The sequence below is a fragment of the Anoxybacillus flavithermus genome (genome assembly GCF_002742685.1).
GTDB lineage: Bacteria > Bacillota > Bacilli > Bacillales > Anoxybacillaceae > Anoxybacillus > Anoxybacillus flavithermus_E.
Genome location: NZ_PEDM01000003.1, coordinates 1 through 16,585, shown reverse-complemented (window position 1 = coordinate 16,585; position 16,585 = coordinate 1). Strand labels below are relative to the sequence as shown.

The following is a 16,585-nucleotide window of genomic DNA, read 5'->3' as shown; positions in this document are numbered from 1 at the left end:
TTTCTAAACGATAAAAATCGTTCAAAAAGCGCAAGCTAAAAAAAATAAGAAAAGGTGGAAGTGATTCGCTTGAAGAAGCCAAATGTTGTTGTATTAGGTGCAGGTTATGGTGGATTAATGACAGTGACGCGTTTACAAAAGATGATTGGCGTCAATGAGGCAAGCATTACGCTTGTCAACAAACATGATTACCATTATGAATCAACATGGTTGCATGAGGCAGCTGCAGGAACGTTGCATCACGAGCGCGTTCGCTATGCAATTGCAGATGTCATCGATCAAAGTAAAGTAAAATTTATTCAAGATACGGTTGAAAAAATCAACCTCGAACAAAAACAAGTATTGCTTCAAAACCATGAGCCGTTAACGTATGATTATTTAGTTGTTGCTCTTGGATTTGAATCTGAAACGTTTGGCATTAAAGGCTTAAAAGAATATGCCTTCTCGATTGCGAACGTCAACGCTGCACGTCAAATTCGCGAGCATATTGAGTATCAGTTTGCGACATATAGCACAGAAGAAGAAAAACGTGATGAGCGTTTGACGATTGTCGTTGGTGGTGCAGGATTTACAGGTATCGAATTTTTAGGTGAGCTTGTAAACCGTGTCCCAGAACTTTGCCGTGAATATGACGTTGATCCAAATAAAGTGCGCATCATCTGCGTAGAAGCAGCACCGACAGTTCTGCCTGGTTTTGACCCAGAACTTGTTGAATATGCGGTAAATGTGCTTGAGAAAAAAGGTGTCGAGTTTAAAATCGGCACAGCAATTAAAGAATGTACACCAGAAGGCATTATCGTTAGCAAAGATGACCAAGTTGAAGAAATTAAGGCTGGAACGGTTGTATGGGCAGCTGGAGTACGCGGAAGTCGCGTCATTGACGAATCGGGCTTTGAAGCGATGCGCGGTCGTGTGAAAGTCGATCCATTCTTACGTGCCCCTGGACATGAAGATGTGTTTGTTGTTGGAGACTGTGCGTTAATTATTAACGAAGAAACAAACCGTCCATATCCGCCAACAGCGCAAATTGCAATGCAACAAGGGGAAGTTTGCGCGAAAAACTTAGCTGTGTTAATTCGTGGTCAAGGGGAATTACAATCGTTTAAACCAGATCTAAAAGGAACAGTGTGTTCGCTTGGTCATGACGACGCCATCGGAGTAGTATTTGGTAAGAAAATTTGGGGTGCAAAGGCAAGTGTGATGAAAAAAGTGATTGACAACCGTGCCCTTTACTTAATTGGTGGCCCAACACTTGTTGCGAAAAAAGGGAAATTCAAATTACTATAAAACGAGCGAAGTGACGTTTCGCTCGTTTTTTCTTTACAAATCATTTCTCTTTATGTATAATTATCAGAAAATTAAGAAAAGGGGGAGAGAGTTTTGAATAAAACAACTTGTCAATATTGTGCGGGGAACGGTTATGTTCACGTTGCAGTTGGTGGTTCAGAAACGTGTCACTATTGCGAGGGGACGGGTGTAGAAAAAGATGAAGTAGTGATAAAGCAATAATTGACTCATGTTTTCGCTTTCAGTACACTTAAAATGGTGTATTGGAGGTGAAAACGTATGGAGATGAGCATTCCGGTTTTATTCATTTCTATTTTATTGTTTTTCGTTTTATTTTTCGGTATCGGCTTTTTATTAAATATGATTTTGCGGACGACGTGGACGATGGCAATATTAAGCCCATTTGTTTTATTATTGTGGATCGATCAAATATCTGTAATGGACTACGTGACAAATCCATCTGCTGCCTTGGCGCATGTGAAAGAGCGTATTGGATCATTAGCGAGTGCGGATTTAATCATTTTAAGTAGCGGTATTGTTGGGGCCATTGTTTCAGGTGTTGTCATTCAGATGTTGCGAAAAAAAGGATATCGGATGTTTTAAACCTTCACAATCGTGGAGGTTTTTTTATTTCTCTTGCGGTTGATGTATATTTTGTTTGAATGTTGGAAAGAAATACAACCGTGGGAGGAGTGAATAAATGGGTATAAAATGGTTAAGACGAACGACCATGGTTGTATTGTTTATGTGTGCGTTCATGACGACATTTCAATCAATATCAGGCGTTGAAGCAAAGATGCTATCTGATTGGTTTTCACCTTCACGTTTTTCTTTTTTCTCGTTTAAATCATTATTTTCATCAGATACGTATGAGTACGTCACCGATCGCTTTCGAAAACATGAGAAGCAAACGACACAACTATCATCTCAACAAACAACAAACGAATCGTTGACGTTAGAAGAAGCATTTGATTGGTCGCAATATCCGTCCGTTACGGTTGTAGCAACAGGATATACGGCTGGGGTGGAATCAACCGGAAAAACGCCTGATCATCCGAGTTATGGCATTACATATTCGGGTGTGCGTGTGAAACGTGATTTGTATTCAACGATCGCTGCAGATTTAAACATTTTCCCCATTGGAACGATTTTATTTATTCCGGGATACGGATATGGTGTCGTTGCAGATACGGGTTCGGCCATTAAAGGTCATAAAATTGATTTGTATTATGAAACGGTAGATGATGTGTATAAACATTGGGGAAAGAAAACAGTGAACGTATATGTCGTTAAACGTGGCGATGGAAAATTATCGGAGCAAGAGATGATGACACTAAACGAAAATGAAGCGATGCAAGTGTTTCGACAACAATATATAAAGAAAAAGGAAGTCGGGCTGTAACCGAACTTCCTTTTTCTTATGCAACATATTCGTTATATGTTTGTTGTTCGTTTAACGCTCGATAAATGCGTGGTGCAATTACACCAGCGACGATGGATAAAATGATGTCTTTTGGCAGCGGAACGAGCATCCAGCTCCATGCCATTGTGTATGAGAAGCCTTCTGGTGCTTCAGCCCATAATTTAAATGCCATATACATCCAATTTGTACCAACAACATAGTTGATAATCATGCCGATGATTGTTGCTATAATAAAGCGAGCTACAGAACGATTTCCACTTTTTTCAATAAGTAAGCCAGTTACATATGCAGCAAGAATAAAAGAAAGAATAAATCCAAATGTTGGAGCAATCACCGTTGAAAAACCTCCGTTAAAACGTGCAAAAACAGGTGCACCGAATAGCCCGATCAGCATGTAAACCGTCATGGCCATCGCTCCACGTTTTGATCCGAGAATAGCACCGGCTAATACACAAAAAAATGTTTGTAGCGTAATCGGAACGCCTCCGATGACAAGAAAAGGAGCCCATGATGTAATGTTTGCTCCAATCGCCATTAACGCTGCAAACATGGCGATAAATGTTAAATCTTTCGCACGCATTTGTTAACCTCCTTTTTATATTTGTTAACAAAATCGTATATGATGAAACAAAAAATGTCAACACATAAGTAGAGTTTTCTTGTGCAACATAACAATACGGAGGGATAGCAATGAGAGAAGAAGAACAATTGCTTCGCGCAAATCGATTAGGAGCAAAAGAAGATATCATTCATGTCAGCGAAACAGATGATGGTTATGATTTGCGCGATGCAGCCTATATTGGTGAAAAACAAATGGCGTCACCGAATTATCGCCAGTAAAGAAAAAAGGTGAGTTGGCAGCAAGGCGACTCGCCTTTTTTCGGGGAAAGCGTAATATGGATCGTATTTGGATTAAAAGAAATTTTTTTTATTTCAGATTCAATACCAATCGATTGAAGTTGTATTTGTACGTCTTCCTGTTTTGATTGTTGTGCTTTCTCCATTAGTTGTTTTGCAAAAACAGGATCGTTTGCAATTTTTGCTGAAATAGCTGTTGCATCTTTAAATAGTTTTTGGACTGCTTTTGCTGATTGTGTAAATTGTGTAATATCAACGTTTGGATACATCGTTCTCCCTCCTTGCAAGCAGTATATGACGAAAAGAGAAAAACGCTCAAAGGCGAGCCTTGAGCGCTTTTATAAATAACGAATGAAAATATAGCCGTGTGAAATAAGCAAGGAAATAAGTGTGAGCGGTGCCCCGATTTTTAGAAAATCAAAATAGCTAAACCCATGCCCTTCACGCGAAGCGATACCTGCAACGATCACGTTAGCAGATGCCCCAATTAACGTACCGTTTCCACCTAAACAAGCGCCAAGCGCTAAAGACCACCATAAGACGTCAATTTGTGCTGAGTCTGGAGATAATCCCATGCCGACAGCCATATCTTGAATGAGTGGAATCATCGTTGCAACAAACGGAATATTGTCAATTGTTGCAGATGCGATTCCAGACACCCAAAGAATTAAATAAGACGCATAATGAATATCTCCCCCTGTGATTTCTAATGCTTTCTCGGCCAAACTTTTAATAAGCCCGATATCGACGAGTCCGCCGACGAGCGTAAACAATCCAGCGAAGAAGAAAATGGTTGTCCATTCAACAGAAGCGAACACTTCCTCTAAATCGTGTTCTTTTACGCCGATCATCATTAAAATGATAGCGCCTGTCATGGCGATGACTGCTGCATCGACGTGAATCACTGAATGGAGCATAAACCCTAAAATTGTTAATCCAAGAACAGAAACGGATTTTTTCAATAGTACAGCATCTTTAATGTATTGTTTTTCATCGAGTTTCATGAGACGTTCGATGAGCGCCGCATTTGCTTGAAGACGTTTGCGATAAAACACGTACAAAATAGCAATAACAACAGCCATGATGATGAGAACAACAGGACCTAAATTAAATAAAAAGTCGTTAAACGTTAAATGTTTATTAGCAGAGCCAATCATAATGTTTGGCGGATCTCCAATTAATGTTGCTGTACCACCGATATTTGAGAAAAGCACTTCAGAAATTAAAAACGGAACAGGGTCTACTTCTAACATACGTGTAATAGAAAATGTAACCGGAACAATTAACAAAACGGTTGTCACATTGTCGAGAAAGGCAGAAAGAACAGCTGTCAGCAATGATAAAATGACTAAAATGTTAATTGGGCTTCCTTTCGCCATTTTTGCAGCTTTAACCGCAACATATTGGAAAAAGCCAGATTTGCTCGTAATGCTAACAAGGATCATCATACCGATTAAAAGCGTGATTGTTCCCCATTCGATATGATGCGTGTATGCTTGATGTAAATCGACGATGCCGAAAATAATCATAAAAGCGGCACCTAATAAAGCGATGACAGCACGATTCACTTTTTCTGAGATGATAATGGCGTATGTAATCAAAAAGATTGCAATGGCCGCATAGTATTGAAAATTGCTTACTTCATGAGTGATTGCCTCATGCACGTTGTGTCATTCCTTTCTTCTTTCAGTTTTTTAGTAGCTGGAGGCAGCTTGGACATTTTAAATGTTCTGTGTCAGCGTTTACATTGCGAACATAAAAAGAAAATCCGCATTGTGAACATTCGATTTGCGATAAACGATCGATAAACAATTTCGTTGATGGCGACCCTTGTTTCGTTGTATCGATCACTTCCACATGCACATGTTCACGTGAGTCATCTTCTGCAAGCACTTGTCCTTCTGTTTCTTCTTTTACACGCCAACCATGATCCAAAATATGTTGTTCGAGCTGGCTATGAGAAGAGTTTGCTAACATGTCTTCGGCTAATGCCATCAACTGCTCATTTGTTAAAGATTCAAACGGAATTTTTTGTTTCTGTTCGTTCCAATACCCCCTCAATTGTGCCTCCGTGAATACAAATGTAATGACTTTGTGGATTACGACGTTTTTCAAACGAATACGCCTCCCCTTTTTTGTTTACGAATCCAATTATATTCCTTTTTGCAAAGTGATACAATTGTCTTTATGATATAATGAGTGTGAAGCTATATGGAGAGGTTGATTATATGACTGACATCATATTTGGATTGTTTTTATACTTCCCAGAAGATAAAACAGAGTACATTCCTGCCGCCATTTCATTTACGGCATTTTTTATTGCGGCAGTGCTGACAATGCGAGTAATTATAAAAATTTCAAAGCGTCAAGAGGAAAAAGCGAAACAATTAGAAGAACAGTTGAAAAAACAACAAGTAGACGATTAAATGAACATAGATGGGGCATAATAAGTGGTAAATATGTAGTTGGAGGGCTTATTGTGCGCCAAGTGATTGTATGTGTCCTTTTATTACTTATAAGCGGTTGTATGGAGGAAAAAGTAAAAAACGTCGATGTCAATATGATTAACGAAGACGGCGACTCGCTTGGAACGATTAAAATGTCTCAACAGCCTCAAGGAGTAAAACTAGACATTGATTTAAAGGGACTTCCACCAGGGGAGCATGGGATGCATATTCATGACAAAGGAATATGCGAAACGCCTGAATTTCAATCAGCGGGGGAACATTTTAATCCAGAAGGAAAAGAGCACGGTCTTCTTCATCCAGAGGGGGCGCATGCAGGTGATTTACCGAATTTAATCGTGAAAGAAGATGGAACAGTCAAAGTACAATTGATGGCTCCGAATGTCAATTTATCAGAAGAGAAAAATGGTCTGTTTACAAAAAATGGGACATCTATTGTGATCCATGAAGGAAAAGACGATGGGATGTCTCAGCCAGCGGGAAATGCAGGCAAGCGAATCGCATGCGGTGTCATAAAAAAACGGTAGCAGCAAGCGATGTCGACTTGCTTCTTTTTTTGAAAAAATGCGTGCATTTTTTTCTAAATTGTGTGAAAATTTATGACAGGAGGGATTCGTATGAAGCTAACTGAAAAAGAAATCGAAATTGTTGAACTGTTAGAAAAAAACGCGCGATTGCCGATTGATACGATGGCGAAAATGGTTTCCCTTTCTGTTTCAGAAGTGGAGCATATCATAAAAAAGCTAGAAGAAGCAAAAGTCATTGTACAATATGCAACGATTGTTGACTGGAGAAAAGTCGATGGGCATGAGGGTGTGACAGCCATGATCGATGTAAAAGTGACACCAAAGCGCGGTGTCGGATTCGATGAAGTAGCAGAACGTATTTATCGCTTTCCAGAGGTCAAATCCGTCTATTTAATGTCGGGTGCATATGATTTATCTGTTGTCATTGAAGGACGTTCCATGTCTGAGATCGCCCATTTTGTCTCTGAAAAATTATCAACGCTCGACTCCGTTATTTCAACGACAACTCACTTTATTTTAAAGAAATATAAACATGATGGAACCGTATTTGAACAAGGTGATCAAGATCGAAGAATCGTGGTGGCTCCATGATGCAAAAGACGAAAACATATGTATCTGATACCGTGTCGCGGTTACAACCATCCGGTATTCGGCGCTTTTTTGATTTAGCAGCAAGTATGGAAGGGGTCATTTCGCTAGGGGTTGGTGAGCCGGATTTTATTACCCCTTGGAGTGTGCGAGAAGCTTGTATTTTATCATTAGAACAAGGATATACATCATACACAGCAAACGCAGGTTTATGGGAATTACGAAAAGAAATTAGCGATTATTTGGCACGTCGTTTCGAAGTGCTGTACGACCCGGCAAATGAAATTATTGTGACGGTCGGGGCAAGTCAAGCGCTAGATGTTTCTCTTAGAGCTATTTTGAATCCGGGCGATGAAGTCATTGTTGTTGAGCCGAGCTTTGTTTCGTACGCACCGCTCGTTTCGTTAGCCGGAGGTGTCCCAATTCCGATTCAAACGAGTGGAAAGCACCAATTCAAATTGCAACCCGAGCAAATTGAACAAGTCGTGACGCCGAAAACAAAAGCATTAATTATTTGTTCGCCAAATAACCCGACAGGAACGGTATTGAATAGGGAAGAACTGGTGCAAATCGCGCGCATCGTAGCAAAACATGATTTGCTTGTTATTTCAGATGAGATTTATGCGGAGTTATGTTACGACGAACAATACACAAGCTTTCCTGCCATTGCTCACATGCGAGAACGGACAATTTTAATTAATGGATTTTCAAAAGGATTTGCGATGACAGGATGGCGACTAGGTTTTATTGCGGCACCGAAAGATTTAGCGATGGCGATGTTAAAAATTCATCAATATACAATGATGTGTGCTCCAACGATGGCTCAATATGCAGCCATTGAAGCGTTGCGAAACGGAGCAGGCGATGTCGAGCAAATGAAAAAAAGTTACCGACAACGGCGCAACTTTTTTGTTCAATCATTAAATGAAATTGGTCTTTCTTGTCATATGCCAGGGGGAGCATTTTATGCTTTTCCTTCCATTCAGTCAACAGGAATGACATCAGAGCAGTTTGCGGAGCGTTTATTATTAGAGGAAAAAGTTGCTGTTGTTCCTGGTTATGTGTTTGGAGCAAGTGGAGAAGGATATATTCGCTGTTCATATGCATCATCGCTCGAGCAATTACAGGAGGCGATTCGGCGCATGAGACGATTTCTTGAAAGACTGTAAAGAAAGCTGACGATCGTCAGCTTTCTTTGGTGTATTTCAATTCATATAACATTTGCATGACGCGCAAAAAATCTTCTTCGCTAAATTCTTTTGCTTTTCGTAAAATAAGCTTTGCACGCTTAATGCCAATTTCTTTAATTAAGTATTCAATTTCTGGGTCGAGACTAGATGAATTGGATAAATCTGCCCGTTCTAACAATTCTGATGCAGGAACATCGAGGGCAGTACAAAGTTTTAAAATCGTTGGCGTATCAGGAATTTGCTCACCTGACTCATATTTTTGAATCGTTGCTACCCCTACACGAACTTTCATCGCTAATTCTTGTTGTGACATATTTCGCTGTTCTCGGTACATGCGAATATTTTCACCAATTGTGCTCATTTATTCTCCCACCTCTCCGAAATTCATTTACATGTTTATCATACCATGTTCTGACTTATACTCGCCCACAAAATTAACACCTTTTAAGCAAATTATGTTACAATTTTTCAAAAAACGAGGAGTGTTTCATTTGGATTGGAAAGAGGGTGCGGTCGTTACTGGCATTGTAACAGGAATACAGCCATACGGTATATTTGTATCGCTTGATGAACGAACACAAGGGCTTATTCATATTTCAGAAATTACGGATGGGTATGTAAAAAATATTTATGATTATGTCAATGTAGGAGAGACTGTTCGAGTAAAAATTATCGCTATTGATGAAAAAACAAAGCGAATTAGCTTATCGTTGCGTGATGTGGATCATGACACAACGAATATCGAGACTCCTTTAGGATTTCAACCGTTAAAAATCCAACTCGAAAGATGGCTTGCGGAAGCCAAGAACAAATACAACTCACCGAGCGATCGGTGAGTTGTTCGTTTATGTTCTTGACATTTTTGGTTCTGTACGTCCAAGCTCTTCTGTTGGTTTAAATAGAAGTACGAGATTAATGAGCCCTGCAATACCAACGAGAGCGTAAACGATGCGAGCGAAAGCCGATGCTTGACCACCGAAAATAGCTGCCACAAGATCGAAGCGGAAAAAGCCAATGAGCCCCCAGTTTAGCGCTCCAATAACAGTAAGCAATAGTGCGATTCTTTGTAACGTACTCATGTTCATCCTCCTTTAAAACATCGTATTCATTTATAGAATGGATCATTGTAAGAGAAGTATGCATAAAAAATGCAATTTTCTTTACTTATTTGTTTCTTTTGGAAATAATGAAAGGAAGGAGGGATAAACATGGAAAATTTCGTTTTTCATAATCCAACGAAATTAATTTTCGGTAGAGGACAAATTGAACATTTGAAAAAGGAACTTCATTCGTATGAACGCATTTTGATCGTATATGGCGGAGGGAGCATTAAGAAAAATGGGGTATATGATGACGTCATATCTATTTTGCGTTCATTAAATAAGTCTTGGTCTGAGCTTGCTGGTGTTGAACCAAATCCTCGTTTATCTACTGTGCAAAAAGGGATTGACATATGCCTTCAAGAAAACATTGATTTTATTTTAGCGGTTGGAGGCGGAAGTGTCATTGATTGTGCCAAAGCCATTGCAGCGGGGGCGTTATACGATGGGGACCCATGGGATTTTATTTCGCGAAAGGCGACAGTTCAACGGGCATTGCCAATAGGAACAGTATTAACGCTAGCAGCGACAGGATCAGAAATGAATGCAAATTCGGTTATTACAAATTGGGAAACGAAGGAGAAATACGGTTGGAGTAGCTCCGTTGTTTTTCCGAAATTTTCGATTTTGGATCCTGTTTATACAACAACTGTTCCGAAAGATCATACAGTGTATGGAATTGTCGACATTATGTCACATGTATTAGAACAATATTTTCATCATGCGCCAAATACGCCGTTACAGGATCGAATGTGTGAAGCGATTTTACGAACCGTCATTGAAACAGCACCAAAGCTCATCGAAGACTTGCAAAATGTAGATCATCGTGAAACGATTTTATATTGTGGAACGATGGCTTTAAATGGAATTTTGCGTATGGGACTACGTGGTGATTGGGCAACACACAATATTGAGCATGCTGTATCAGCGGTGCATGACATTCCACATGCAGGTGGTCTAGCTATTTTATTCCCGAATTGGATGAAACATGTACTTGATGAACATGTTGAACGGTTTAAGCAACTAGCTGTTCGAGTGTTTCATGTTTATCCAGAAGGAAAAGGAGATCGTGAAATTGCGCTAGAAGGAATTGGAAAACTTCGGGCGTTCTGGAATAGCTTAGGTGCTCCAAGTCGATTAGCAGATTATCATATCGGTGAAGAATCATTGCCGATAATAGTAGAAAAAGCGATGGCTTTCGGCCCATTTGGTAATTTCAAAAAGTTAAATCATGATGATGTCATGGCGATTTTACAAGCTTCGTTATAAAGTGCGAAAAATGTCATAATGAATCCGTTTACATTGTTTTCGTGAACTTGATTCTCGATGTTTATTTCGCTAAAGTGAAAGAGGATACAATCATTGAGGAGGAAACGTACATGACGCATATTCAGTTTGACTACTCGAAAGCGTTGTCTTTTTTTGGTGAACATGAACTAACGTATTTGCGTGATGCAGTAAAAGTAGCACATCATGCGCTTCATGAAAAAACAGGACAAGGAAATGACTTTTTGGGATGGATTGATCTTCCTGTTGCATATGACAAAGGAGAATTTGCTCGCATTCAACAAGCAGCAAAAAAAATTCAAGAAGACTCTGATGTATTGTTAGTCATCGGCATCGGTGGCTCTTATCTTGGTGCTCGGGCGGCAATTGAAATGTTGCAACATTCTTTTTACAACGCACTCCCGAGCGAAAAACGAAAAACACCGCAAATTATTTTTGTTGGTAACAACATTAGTTCTACATATATGCGCGATGTGATGGATTTACTTGAGGGAAAAGATTTTTCCATTAACGTCATTTCGAAATCAGGAACGACGACAGAACCAGCCATTGCATTCCGTATTTTCCGTAAACTTCTTGAAGAAAAGTACGGAAAAGAAGAAGCGCGCAAACGCATTTATGCAACAACAGACCGTGCGCGTGGGGCGTTAAAAACGTTAGCGACAGAGGAAGGATACGAAACATTTGTTATTCCAGATGATGTGGGTGGTCGTTACTCTGTTTTAACAGCGGTCGGTTTATTGCCAATTGCTGTAAGTGGAGCGGATATTGAAGCCATGATGAAAGGGGCTGCCCAAGCACGCGAAGATTTCGGTAAATCAGAACTAGAAGAAAACATTGCTTATCAATATGCTGCGGTACGTAATGTGCTATACAACAAGGGAAAAACAATTGAGATGCTTATTAACTACGAGCCAGCGTTACAATATTTTGCAGAATGGTGGAAGCAATTGTTTGGTGAGAGTGAAGGAAAAGATCAAAAAGGTATTTTCCCAGCTTCAGCAAACTTTTCAACAGATCTTCACTCTTTAGGTCAATATGTACAAGAGGGACGTCGCGACTTGTTTGAAACTGTGTTAAAGGTAGAAACACCACGTCATGAGTTGACGATTGAGGCAGAAGATAACGACTTAGATGGATTAAACTATTTAGCAGGAAAAACAGTTGATTTTGTTAACACAAAAGCGTTTGAAGGAACGTTGTTAGCACATACAGACGGTGGTGTACCAAACTTAGTTGTAACGCTACCACGATTAGATGAATATACATTCGGTTATCTCGTTTACTTCTTTGAAAAAGCGTGTGCCATGAGCGGATATTTACTTGGAGTCAATCCGTTTGATCAACCAGGTGTAGAAGCGTACAAAGTGAACATGTTTGCTCTTCTTGGTAAGCCTGGATACGAAGAGAAAAAGGCTGAACTTGAAAAACGATTGAAATAATGAAAAAAGAGCTTTTCCTAGATGCAGGGAAAGCTCTTTTTTTGGGTATGATAACAAACAGAGGAGGAGTGATCGATATGATTGAAATTCCATCTGCATTAGAAGGAAAAACATTTTTATTAAATGTGTTAGAACAGGAATTAAAACCGCTCGGTTATGTGATCGGTGGAAATTGGGATTACGATCACGGTTCATTCGACTATAAAATGGCGGATGATGTTGGATACCAATTTTTACGGATTCCATTTGTCGCGATAGACGGGCAACTAGATTCGTATGGAGCAACGGTTGAATTGAAACGCCCATACGTCTTATGCCACAAATATCAGCGTGGCTTAGATGACAATGTGCATATTGGGAATATAAACGCATCATTTAATCAATTTTCTGAGCCAGAAGACCCCGATGCAACGGTACCTGATCAATATGTAGCTATGGCAAAAACGCTCGTCAAAGATTTAGAAGAACGGTTATTGCGCTAATACGATAAGTTCATCTGTCGACTGAATGATCGTATGCGATGGCGGGTTAATGGCAATGTTCTGAGCGTTCGCAATACCAATTAGTAATACATTTTCTTTGTTTAATTCAGTAAGCATGGAAGCGAAAGACATACCGATCCATTCATCGCGCACAGCTAAACGTTTCAACGGATGTTTTTTAAATTCCTCAATATCATTTAACACATTTGGAGACGAAAGACAATTTGCCATTAAAAAGCTGATCCATTTATTTGTTTCAATAATTTCATTTGCCCCAGCACGTTTGGCGTTATCAACTTGTGGTGTCGTTAATATTTCTACAACAGTATATACGGATGGATGGAGCGCTTTAACTGTCAAAAGGGTGACGATAGATGCCAAGTCAGCCTCGATTTCATTTTTATGTTGATTAGCGGTAATAATAACGGCGTGAGCTTTAGACACGTTCGCTTTTTCCCATATGTCATCATGAGTTGGATTTCCTTTAATAAAATGAACATGTTTTGGCACATCCCAACGTTTTAGTGTTTCATCGATGACGAGACATGGCATGTTAGTAGGCATGAGTGCAAGTAGCTGACGAATGCGCTCGTTCCAACCAACTAAAATGACGTGTCCTTCTTTTGTATACGGCAATTGTCCAACGGATAAGGCGTTTTCTTTTGCAATCGCCTTCGTTGATAGTGTCACAAAGTAGGCTGAAACAAATGCGGTACCAAGCAAGATAAGGGCGATGGCGACAAATTTTCCGATTATTGTTTTCGGTACGAAATCGCCATATCCGATTGTTGTCGTTGTAATTAATGCCCACCATATACCATCAAAAACAGTTAAAAATGTTCTTGGTTCAACGATATGAATGACAATCCCGAATAAAAAAATGATAGTTGTGATTGTAAATATGATGCGTACAAGTGGAGAAAGCCGCCAATATGAAGCGAGAAATTCATGCCATTTCATTTGTTTTCCCTCCTGTTTTTATCATTGTAGACGAGATGATGCGATTTCTTACATATTCTTCTTCACAAAAACAAACGATATAAACGAAAGGAGGGAGTCATATTGGATATGAATCGCGTGAAACAAATCATTTCTTCTCCAGATGATATTCGTGTGTATTATCACGGTCAATCCGTTTGGATTGATGAGTACGATGAAGCAAATCGAACAGCAACGGTACATATGCGTGGAGGACGAACACATGAACGTCACGTCGTTTCAGTAGAAGAATTAATGGAAGAGTAAAAAAACCCTTGCATCGCAAGGGTTTTTTTATGGAGCATACCGGGCTCGAACCGGTGACCTTCGCGCTGCCAGCACGACGCTCTCCCAGCTGAGCTAATGCCCCTCATGTTTATATTGTAAAAACATTTTGTTTTTTCGTCAATCGGTACTAAGAGATCATCGGGATGGTTTGCATAATTGTTTCGCTATTTTCTTCAATTGGAACCTCATTGTTTTCCATCCACTCTAAAAAGGAAGATGTTAATTGTGGATCGAATTGTGTCCCTGCTCCTCTTTTGATTTCTTCATAAGCTTCTTCCCATGTAAGTGATGCGCGATATGGGCGAATACCTGTCATTGCTTCGAGTGAATCAGCTAACGCCACGAGACGAGCGAGAAAAGGGATGTCCTCTCCTTTTTGGTTATATGGATATCCATTTCCATCCCATCGTTCATGGTGGTATAAAACGATATGAGAAATTTCAGATGAAACATGGTAATGTTGTAATATTTGTATACCGAATAGTGGATGTTTTTTCATTTGAGCAAATTCTTCTTCTGAGAGTTTCCCTCTTTTTGTTAAAATATGAACAGGAATGTGTAATTTGCCGATATCATGAATGAGTGCTCCAAATTGAAGCTCTCGCTTTTCTTCATCAGTAAGTTTCAAAAATGAAGCAAAAGATAAAGCGATTTTCGTCACTCGATATGAATGGAGGAAAGTTAGCTCGTCCTTTTTTGAGAGCTGGCGCATAAGGAAACAAAGTTCCATATTTTTTATAATAGAGGACATGTCGTTCTCCACCTTTTTGTTTTGAAGGAAATTTTCATCATATATACTAATATAAATGAGAATCGTTTTCAAGTTAAATATTTTCGATATCGACGCCACGAACAGAAGGAATTTGATGAATAAACTCGTATACATCTGTTGTTGCGCGTTTTTGATCGACAGATACTTTTAATTCAACAAAGTGATTTCCGTTATCTAAGTCTTTTATGCGCACCGTTTTAATGCGAATATTTTTTTGTTTAATCGTATCGATGACTTCAGACATTTTTGTTGCATCTAGCACGGTGAGTTTAACGGAAAGTTCTTTTTCTCTTAGTTGTTTCGGACCGAAAACGGTTGTTATAAGCGGAATAAGTTCGACGCTAGCGATAAGGAAAATAACACATAATATCGCCTCGATATAAAAGTTCGCCCCCACAGCGATTCCGACACCTGCAGCTCCCCAAATGAGCGCGGCAGTTGTTAGACCGGAAATGCTATCGTTTCCGCGGCGAAGAATAACACCTGCGCCGAGAAAGCCGATACCTGATACAATTTGAGCAGCGAGGCGAAGTGGATCCATATTTATATGGTCGCTTTTTGGAAATGTGTATGCTGATTCAATTGAAACGATGGTTAACAAACAACTTACAATCGAAATAACGAGGCAAGTTTTAAGACCAACTGGTTTTCGTTTTAATTCTCGTTCTAGACCGATAACGAGCCCGAGAACAGCAGAGATTCCAAGTTTCATAAGTACATGGGCGTCCATGAGACATTCCTCCTTTTCTTCGTAATTAAGTATATTCGAAAGGATGACGAACATGAAGGCATATATAGCACTAATTATTGGAGCGCTTTCTATTTCCACTTCAGCAATTTTTGTTAAATTTACAGATGCTCCGTCAGCTGTTATCGCATTTTATCGCCTCTTTTTCGCAGTTGTTTTCATGACTCCGTTGTTTATTGTAAAACATATACGAGAAACGAAACAGATGAATAAAAAAGATTGGGCTTTTGCAGTATTGTCTGGAACATTGCTTGCGTTTCATTTTATTCTTTGGTTTGAATCGCTTCGTTACACATCTGTTGCAAGTTCCGTCGTTTTAGTTACGTTGCAACCAATATTTGCTTTTGTGGGAGGTTTTTTCTTTTTTAAAGAAAAGATAACAAAAAGCGAATGGATCAGTGCGTTGCTCGCTATTTTAGGTAGTGTCATTATTAGTTGGGGGGATTTTCGGGTAAGTGGCGAAGCGCTTTACGGTGATATACTTGCATTAATTGCATGTGCTATGGTTACAGGTTATTGGTTAGTTGGTCAACATTTACGAAAGCAATTTTCTTTAATTACATATACGTATATCGTCTATGGCATTGCTTCTATTGTACTTAGTGGATATGTGGCGCTATTTCGGTATTCTTTTTTTTCATATGATGTGAATGACTGGATTAATTTCATTTTATTAGCTGTAATCCCAACGTTGTTTGGTCATTCTCTTTTTAATTGGGCGATGAAATGGGTAAATGCTGCGATGGTGTCGATGGCTATTTTATTCGAACCTATTGGAGCAATTATATTGGCTTATATATGGTTAGACGAAAACGTTTATTTATCACAAGCAATCGGATCGTTTTTTATCATTGTTGGAATAGGAGCGTATATGTTCGGGAAACATGTAAAAAGAATTTAAAAAAGTAGTTGCATTTTAAAGAAGAACGTGCTATATTTTAAAACGTCGCTGTTATGATGCGATAATACAAAAATATAAAAATTCATTCTTGACACAAAAAAAACGATATGTTAGATTAAAAAAGTCGCAAAAAACGACAAGATGTTCCTTGAAAACTGAACGAAGCGAAAAGCGTACAGAAGCTAAGGATAACTTTTCTATGGAGAGTTTGATCCTGGCTCAGGACGAACGCTGGCGGCGTGCCTAATA

At 39.3% G+C, this 16,585-nt stretch carries 24 protein-coding genes and 1 tRNA gene; 15 read left to right on the top strand and 10 right to left on the bottom strand.

All coding sequences use genetic code 11. From position 1 onward, the window contains the following. Positions 1-60 precede the first annotated feature (60 nt). The 4 genes from CS060_RS02865 to spsC all read left to right on the top strand — a co-directional run bounded on the left by CS060_RS02865 (position 61) and on the right by spsC (position 2,689). Positions 61-1,287 (top strand): NAD(P)/FAD-dependent oxidoreductase, encoded by a 1,227-nt coding sequence (locus CS060_RS02865; protein ID WP_035047582.1) that lies wholly within the window; start codon positions 61-63, stop codon positions 1,285-1,287. A 93-nt stretch (positions 1,288-1,380) separates the two neighbouring features. Beyond that, positions 1,381-1,509: a YuiA family protein gene (locus tag CS060_RS14045; protein ID WP_180271048.1), complete on the top strand. Its 129-nt coding sequence runs from the start codon at positions 1,381-1,383 to the stop codon at positions 1,507-1,509. Positions 1,510-1,566: 57 nt separating this feature from the next. Then, positions 1,567-1,890, top strand: a complete 324-nt coding sequence (locus tag CS060_RS02860) for a YuiB family protein (RefSeq protein ID WP_035047584.1) — start codon at positions 1,567-1,569, stop codon at positions 1,888-1,890. A 97-nt stretch (positions 1,891-1,987) separates the two neighbouring features. Further along, positions 1,988-2,689, top strand: a complete 702-nt coding sequence (gene spsC / locus CS060_RS02855) for a stationary phase survival protein SpsC (RefSeq protein ID WP_035047586.1) — start codon at positions 1,988-1,990, stop codon at positions 2,687-2,689. Positions 2,690-2,705: 16 nt separating this feature from the next. Here the strand turns inward: spsC and CS060_RS02850 are convergent, their stop codons facing one another. Beyond that, a complete protein-coding gene (locus tag CS060_RS02850) occupies positions 2,706-3,290 on the bottom strand; it encodes a biotin transporter BioY (protein ID WP_035047588.1) in 585 nt (194 codons plus the stop codon). A 110-nt stretch (positions 3,291-3,400) separates the two neighbouring features. Here CS060_RS02850 and CS060_RS14040 point away from each other — a divergent pair, with 110 nt between their 5' ends. Then, on the top strand, positions 3,401-3,550 hold the full coding sequence (locus CS060_RS14040) for a hypothetical protein (RefSeq protein WP_180271047.1): 150 nt from the start codon (positions 3,401-3,403) through the stop codon (positions 3,548-3,550). Here the strand turns inward: CS060_RS14040 and CS060_RS02845 are convergent. The 3 genes from CS060_RS02845 to CS060_RS02835 form a co-directional block, all read right to left on the bottom strand. Next, positions 3,538-3,837 (bottom strand): YuzC family spore coat inner layer protein, encoded by a 300-nt coding sequence (locus tag CS060_RS02845; RefSeq protein WP_035047590.1) that lies wholly within the window; start codon positions 3,835-3,837, stop codon positions 3,538-3,540. The genes CS060_RS14040 and CS060_RS02845 overlap by 13 nt on opposite strands. A 69-nt stretch (positions 3,838-3,906) precedes the next feature. Continuing rightward, the gene (locus CS060_RS02840) at positions 3,907-5,232 is read right to left on the bottom strand and encodes an ArsB/NhaD family transporter (RefSeq protein ID WP_035047592.1); all 1,326 of its coding nucleotides are present in this window, start codon (positions 5,230-5,232) and stop codon (positions 3,907-3,909) included. Between the two features lie 22 nt (positions 5,233-5,254). Continuing rightward, on the bottom strand, positions 5,255-5,683 hold the full coding sequence (locus tag CS060_RS02835) for a hypothetical protein (RefSeq protein WP_035047595.1): 429 nt from the start codon (positions 5,681-5,683) through the stop codon (positions 5,255-5,257). A 113-nt stretch (positions 5,684-5,796) separates the two neighbouring features. Between CS060_RS02835 and CS060_RS02830 the strand changes: the two genes are divergently transcribed. The 4 genes from CS060_RS02830 to CS060_RS02815 all read left to right on the top strand — a co-directional run bounded on the left by CS060_RS02830 (position 5,797) and on the right by CS060_RS02815 (position 8,317). Further along, complete coding sequence (locus tag CS060_RS02830; RefSeq protein WP_035047597.1) at positions 5,797-5,994, top strand: hypothetical protein; 198 nt, start codon at positions 5,797-5,799, stop codon at positions 5,992-5,994. A 53-nt stretch (positions 5,995-6,047) separates the two neighbouring features. Beyond that, positions 6,048-6,560, top strand: coding sequence for a superoxide dismutase family protein (locus tag CS060_RS02825; RefSeq protein WP_035047599.1), 513 nt, complete (start codon positions 6,048-6,050; stop codon positions 6,558-6,560). 90 nt (positions 6,561-6,650) lie between these two features. Continuing rightward, entirely contained in the window at positions 6,651-7,151 is a 501-nt protein-coding gene (locus tag CS060_RS02820) for an Lrp/AsnC family transcriptional regulator (RefSeq protein ID WP_035047600.1), read from the top strand. Continuing rightward, positions 7,151-8,317 carry an aminotransferase gene (locus CS060_RS02815; RefSeq protein WP_099668679.1) on the top strand — a complete coding sequence of 389 codons (1,167 nt, stop codon included), beginning with the start codon at positions 7,151-7,153 and terminating at the stop codon, positions 8,315-8,317. The genes CS060_RS02820 and CS060_RS02815 overlap by 1 nt, the downstream gene beginning before the upstream one ends. A 16-nt stretch (positions 8,318-8,333) precedes the next feature. On the opposite strand, the gene CS060_RS02810 is transcribed toward CS060_RS02815, so the two are convergent. After that, positions 8,334-8,699, bottom strand: coding sequence for a helix-turn-helix domain-containing protein (locus CS060_RS02810; protein ID WP_035047602.1), 366 nt, complete (start codon positions 8,697-8,699; stop codon positions 8,334-8,336). A gap of 94 nt (positions 8,700-8,793) precedes the next feature. Here CS060_RS02810 and CS060_RS02805 point away from each other — a divergent pair, with 94 nt between their 5' ends. Next, positions 8,794-9,174, top strand: a complete 381-nt coding sequence (locus CS060_RS02805) for a CvfD/Ygs/GSP13 family RNA-binding post-transcriptional regulator (RefSeq protein ID WP_180271046.1) — start codon at positions 8,794-8,796, stop codon at positions 9,172-9,174. A 9-nt stretch (positions 9,175-9,183) separates the two neighbouring features. Here CS060_RS02805 and CS060_RS02800 read toward each other — a convergent pair whose 3' ends face one another. Continuing rightward, complete coding sequence (locus tag CS060_RS02800) at positions 9,184-9,417, bottom strand: DUF378 domain-containing protein (RefSeq protein WP_004892293.1); 234 nt, start codon at positions 9,415-9,417, stop codon at positions 9,184-9,186. A gap of 129 nt (positions 9,418-9,546) precedes the next feature. Between CS060_RS02800 and CS060_RS02795 the strand changes: the two genes are divergently transcribed. From CS060_RS02795 to CS060_RS02785, 3 genes are all read left to right on the top strand, one after another. Continuing rightward, the gene (locus CS060_RS02795; protein WP_035047607.1) at positions 9,547-10,707 is read left to right on the top strand and encodes an iron-containing alcohol dehydrogenase; all 1,161 of its coding nucleotides are present in this window, start codon (positions 9,547-9,549) and stop codon (positions 10,705-10,707) included. Between the two features lie 110 nt (positions 10,708-10,817). Further along, positions 10,818-12,167 (top strand): glucose-6-phosphate isomerase, encoded by a 1,350-nt coding sequence (locus tag CS060_RS02790; protein ID WP_035047609.1) that lies wholly within the window; start codon positions 10,818-10,820, stop codon positions 12,165-12,167. Between the two features lie 77 nt (positions 12,168-12,244). After that, positions 12,245-12,649, top strand: a complete 405-nt coding sequence (locus CS060_RS02785) for a YugN-like family protein (protein WP_035047623.1) — start codon at positions 12,245-12,247, stop codon at positions 12,647-12,649. Here the strand turns inward: CS060_RS02785 and CS060_RS02780 are convergent. Next, complete coding sequence (locus CS060_RS02780; RefSeq protein ID WP_099668678.1) at positions 12,638-13,609, bottom strand: potassium channel family protein; 972 nt, start codon at positions 13,607-13,609, stop codon at positions 12,638-12,640. The two genes, CS060_RS02785 and CS060_RS02780, sit on opposite strands and share 12 nt — an antisense overlap. Positions 13,610-13,711: 102 nt before the next feature. Here CS060_RS02780 and CS060_RS02775 point away from each other — a divergent pair, with 102 nt between their 5' ends. After that, the gene (locus tag CS060_RS02775) at positions 13,712-13,894 is read left to right on the top strand and encodes an H-type small acid-soluble spore protein (protein ID WP_035047612.1); all 183 of its coding nucleotides are present in this window, start codon (positions 13,712-13,714) and stop codon (positions 13,892-13,894) included. Positions 13,895-13,924: 30 nt separating this feature from the next. Here CS060_RS02775 and CS060_RS02770 read toward each other — a convergent pair. The 3 genes from CS060_RS02770 to CS060_RS02760 form a co-directional block, all read right to left on the bottom strand. Continuing rightward, positions 13,925-13,997 (bottom strand) — tRNA-Ala (locus tag CS060_RS02770). Positions 13,998-14,042: 45 nt separating this feature from the next. Continuing rightward, entirely contained in the window at positions 14,043-14,666 is a 624-nt protein-coding gene (locus CS060_RS02765) for an HD-GYP domain-containing protein (RefSeq protein ID WP_035047613.1), read from the bottom strand. A 73-nt stretch (positions 14,667-14,739) separates the two neighbouring features. Beyond that, complete coding sequence (locus CS060_RS02760) at positions 14,740-15,417, bottom strand: MgtC/SapB family protein (protein WP_035047615.1); 678 nt, start codon at positions 15,415-15,417, stop codon at positions 14,740-14,742. Between the two features lie 43 nt (positions 15,418-15,460). Between CS060_RS02760 and CS060_RS02755 the strand changes: the two genes are divergently transcribed. Continuing rightward, positions 15,461-16,336 (top strand): DMT family transporter, encoded by an 876-nt coding sequence (locus tag CS060_RS02755; protein ID WP_035047617.1) that lies wholly within the window; start codon positions 15,461-15,463, stop codon positions 16,334-16,336. The last annotated feature ends 249 nt before the right edge of the window (positions 16,337-16,585 follow it).

Bases quoted from the DNA above. Each gene is read 5' to 3' on its own strand.
- CS060_RS02860 (WP_035047584.1), top strand. From the start codon at position 1,567: ATGGAGATGAGCATTCCGGTTTTATTCATTTCTATTTTATTGTTTTTC.
- spsC (WP_035047586.1), top strand. From the start codon at position 1,988: ATGGGTATAAAATGGTTAAGACGAACGACCATGGTTGTATTGTTTATG.
- CS060_RS02850 (WP_035047588.1), bottom strand. From the start codon at position 3,290: ATGCGTGCGAAAGATTTAACATTTATCGCCATGTTTGCAGCGTTAATG.
- CS060_RS14040 (WP_180271047.1), top strand. From the start codon at position 3,401: ATGAGAGAAGAAGAACAATTGCTTCGCGCAAATCGATTAGGAGCAAAA.
- CS060_RS02845 (WP_035047590.1), bottom strand. From the start codon at position 3,837: ATGTATCCAAACGTTGATATTACACAATTTACACAATCAGCAAAAGCA.
- CS060_RS02830 (WP_035047597.1), top strand. From the start codon at position 5,797: ATGACTGACATCATATTTGGATTGTTTTTATACTTCCCAGAAGATAAA.
- CS060_RS02820 (WP_035047600.1), top strand. From the start codon at position 6,651: ATGAAGCTAACTGAAAAAGAAATCGAAATTGTTGAACTGTTAGAAAAA.
- CS060_RS02815 (WP_099668679.1), top strand. From the start codon at position 7,151: ATGCAAAAGACGAAAACATATGTATCTGATACCGTGTCGCGGTTACAA.
- CS060_RS02810 (WP_035047602.1), bottom strand. From the start codon at position 8,699: ATGAGCACAATTGGTGAAAATATTCGCATGTACCGAGAACAGCGAAAT.
- CS060_RS02805 (WP_180271046.1), top strand. From the start codon at position 8,794: ATGTTACAATTTTTCAAAAAACGAGGAGTGTTTCATTTGGATTGGAAA.
- CS060_RS02800 (WP_004892293.1), bottom strand. From the start codon at position 9,417: ATGAGTACGTTACAAAGAATCGCACTATTGCTTACTGTTATTGGAGCG.
- CS060_RS02795 (WP_035047607.1), top strand. From the start codon at position 9,547: ATGGAAAATTTCGTTTTTCATAATCCAACGAAATTAATTTTCGGTAGA.
- CS060_RS02790 (WP_035047609.1), top strand. From the start codon at position 10,818: ATGACGCATATTCAGTTTGACTACTCGAAAGCGTTGTCTTTTTTTGGT.
- CS060_RS02785 (WP_035047623.1), top strand. From the start codon at position 12,245: ATGATTGAAATTCCATCTGCATTAGAAGGAAAAACATTTTTATTAAAT.
- CS060_RS02780 (WP_099668678.1), bottom strand. From the start codon at position 13,609: ATGAAATGGCATGAATTTCTCGCTTCATATTGGCGGCTTTCTCCACTT.
- CS060_RS02765 (WP_035047613.1), bottom strand. From the start codon at position 14,666: ATGTCCTCTATTATAAAAAATATGGAACTTTGTTTCCTTATGCGCCAG.
- CS060_RS02760 (WP_035047615.1), bottom strand. From the start codon at position 15,417: ATGGACGCCCATGTACTTATGAAACTTGGAATCTCTGCTGTTCTCGGG.
- CS060_RS02755 (WP_035047617.1), top strand. From the start codon at position 15,461: ATGACGAACATGAAGGCATATATAGCACTAATTATTGGAGCGCTTTCT.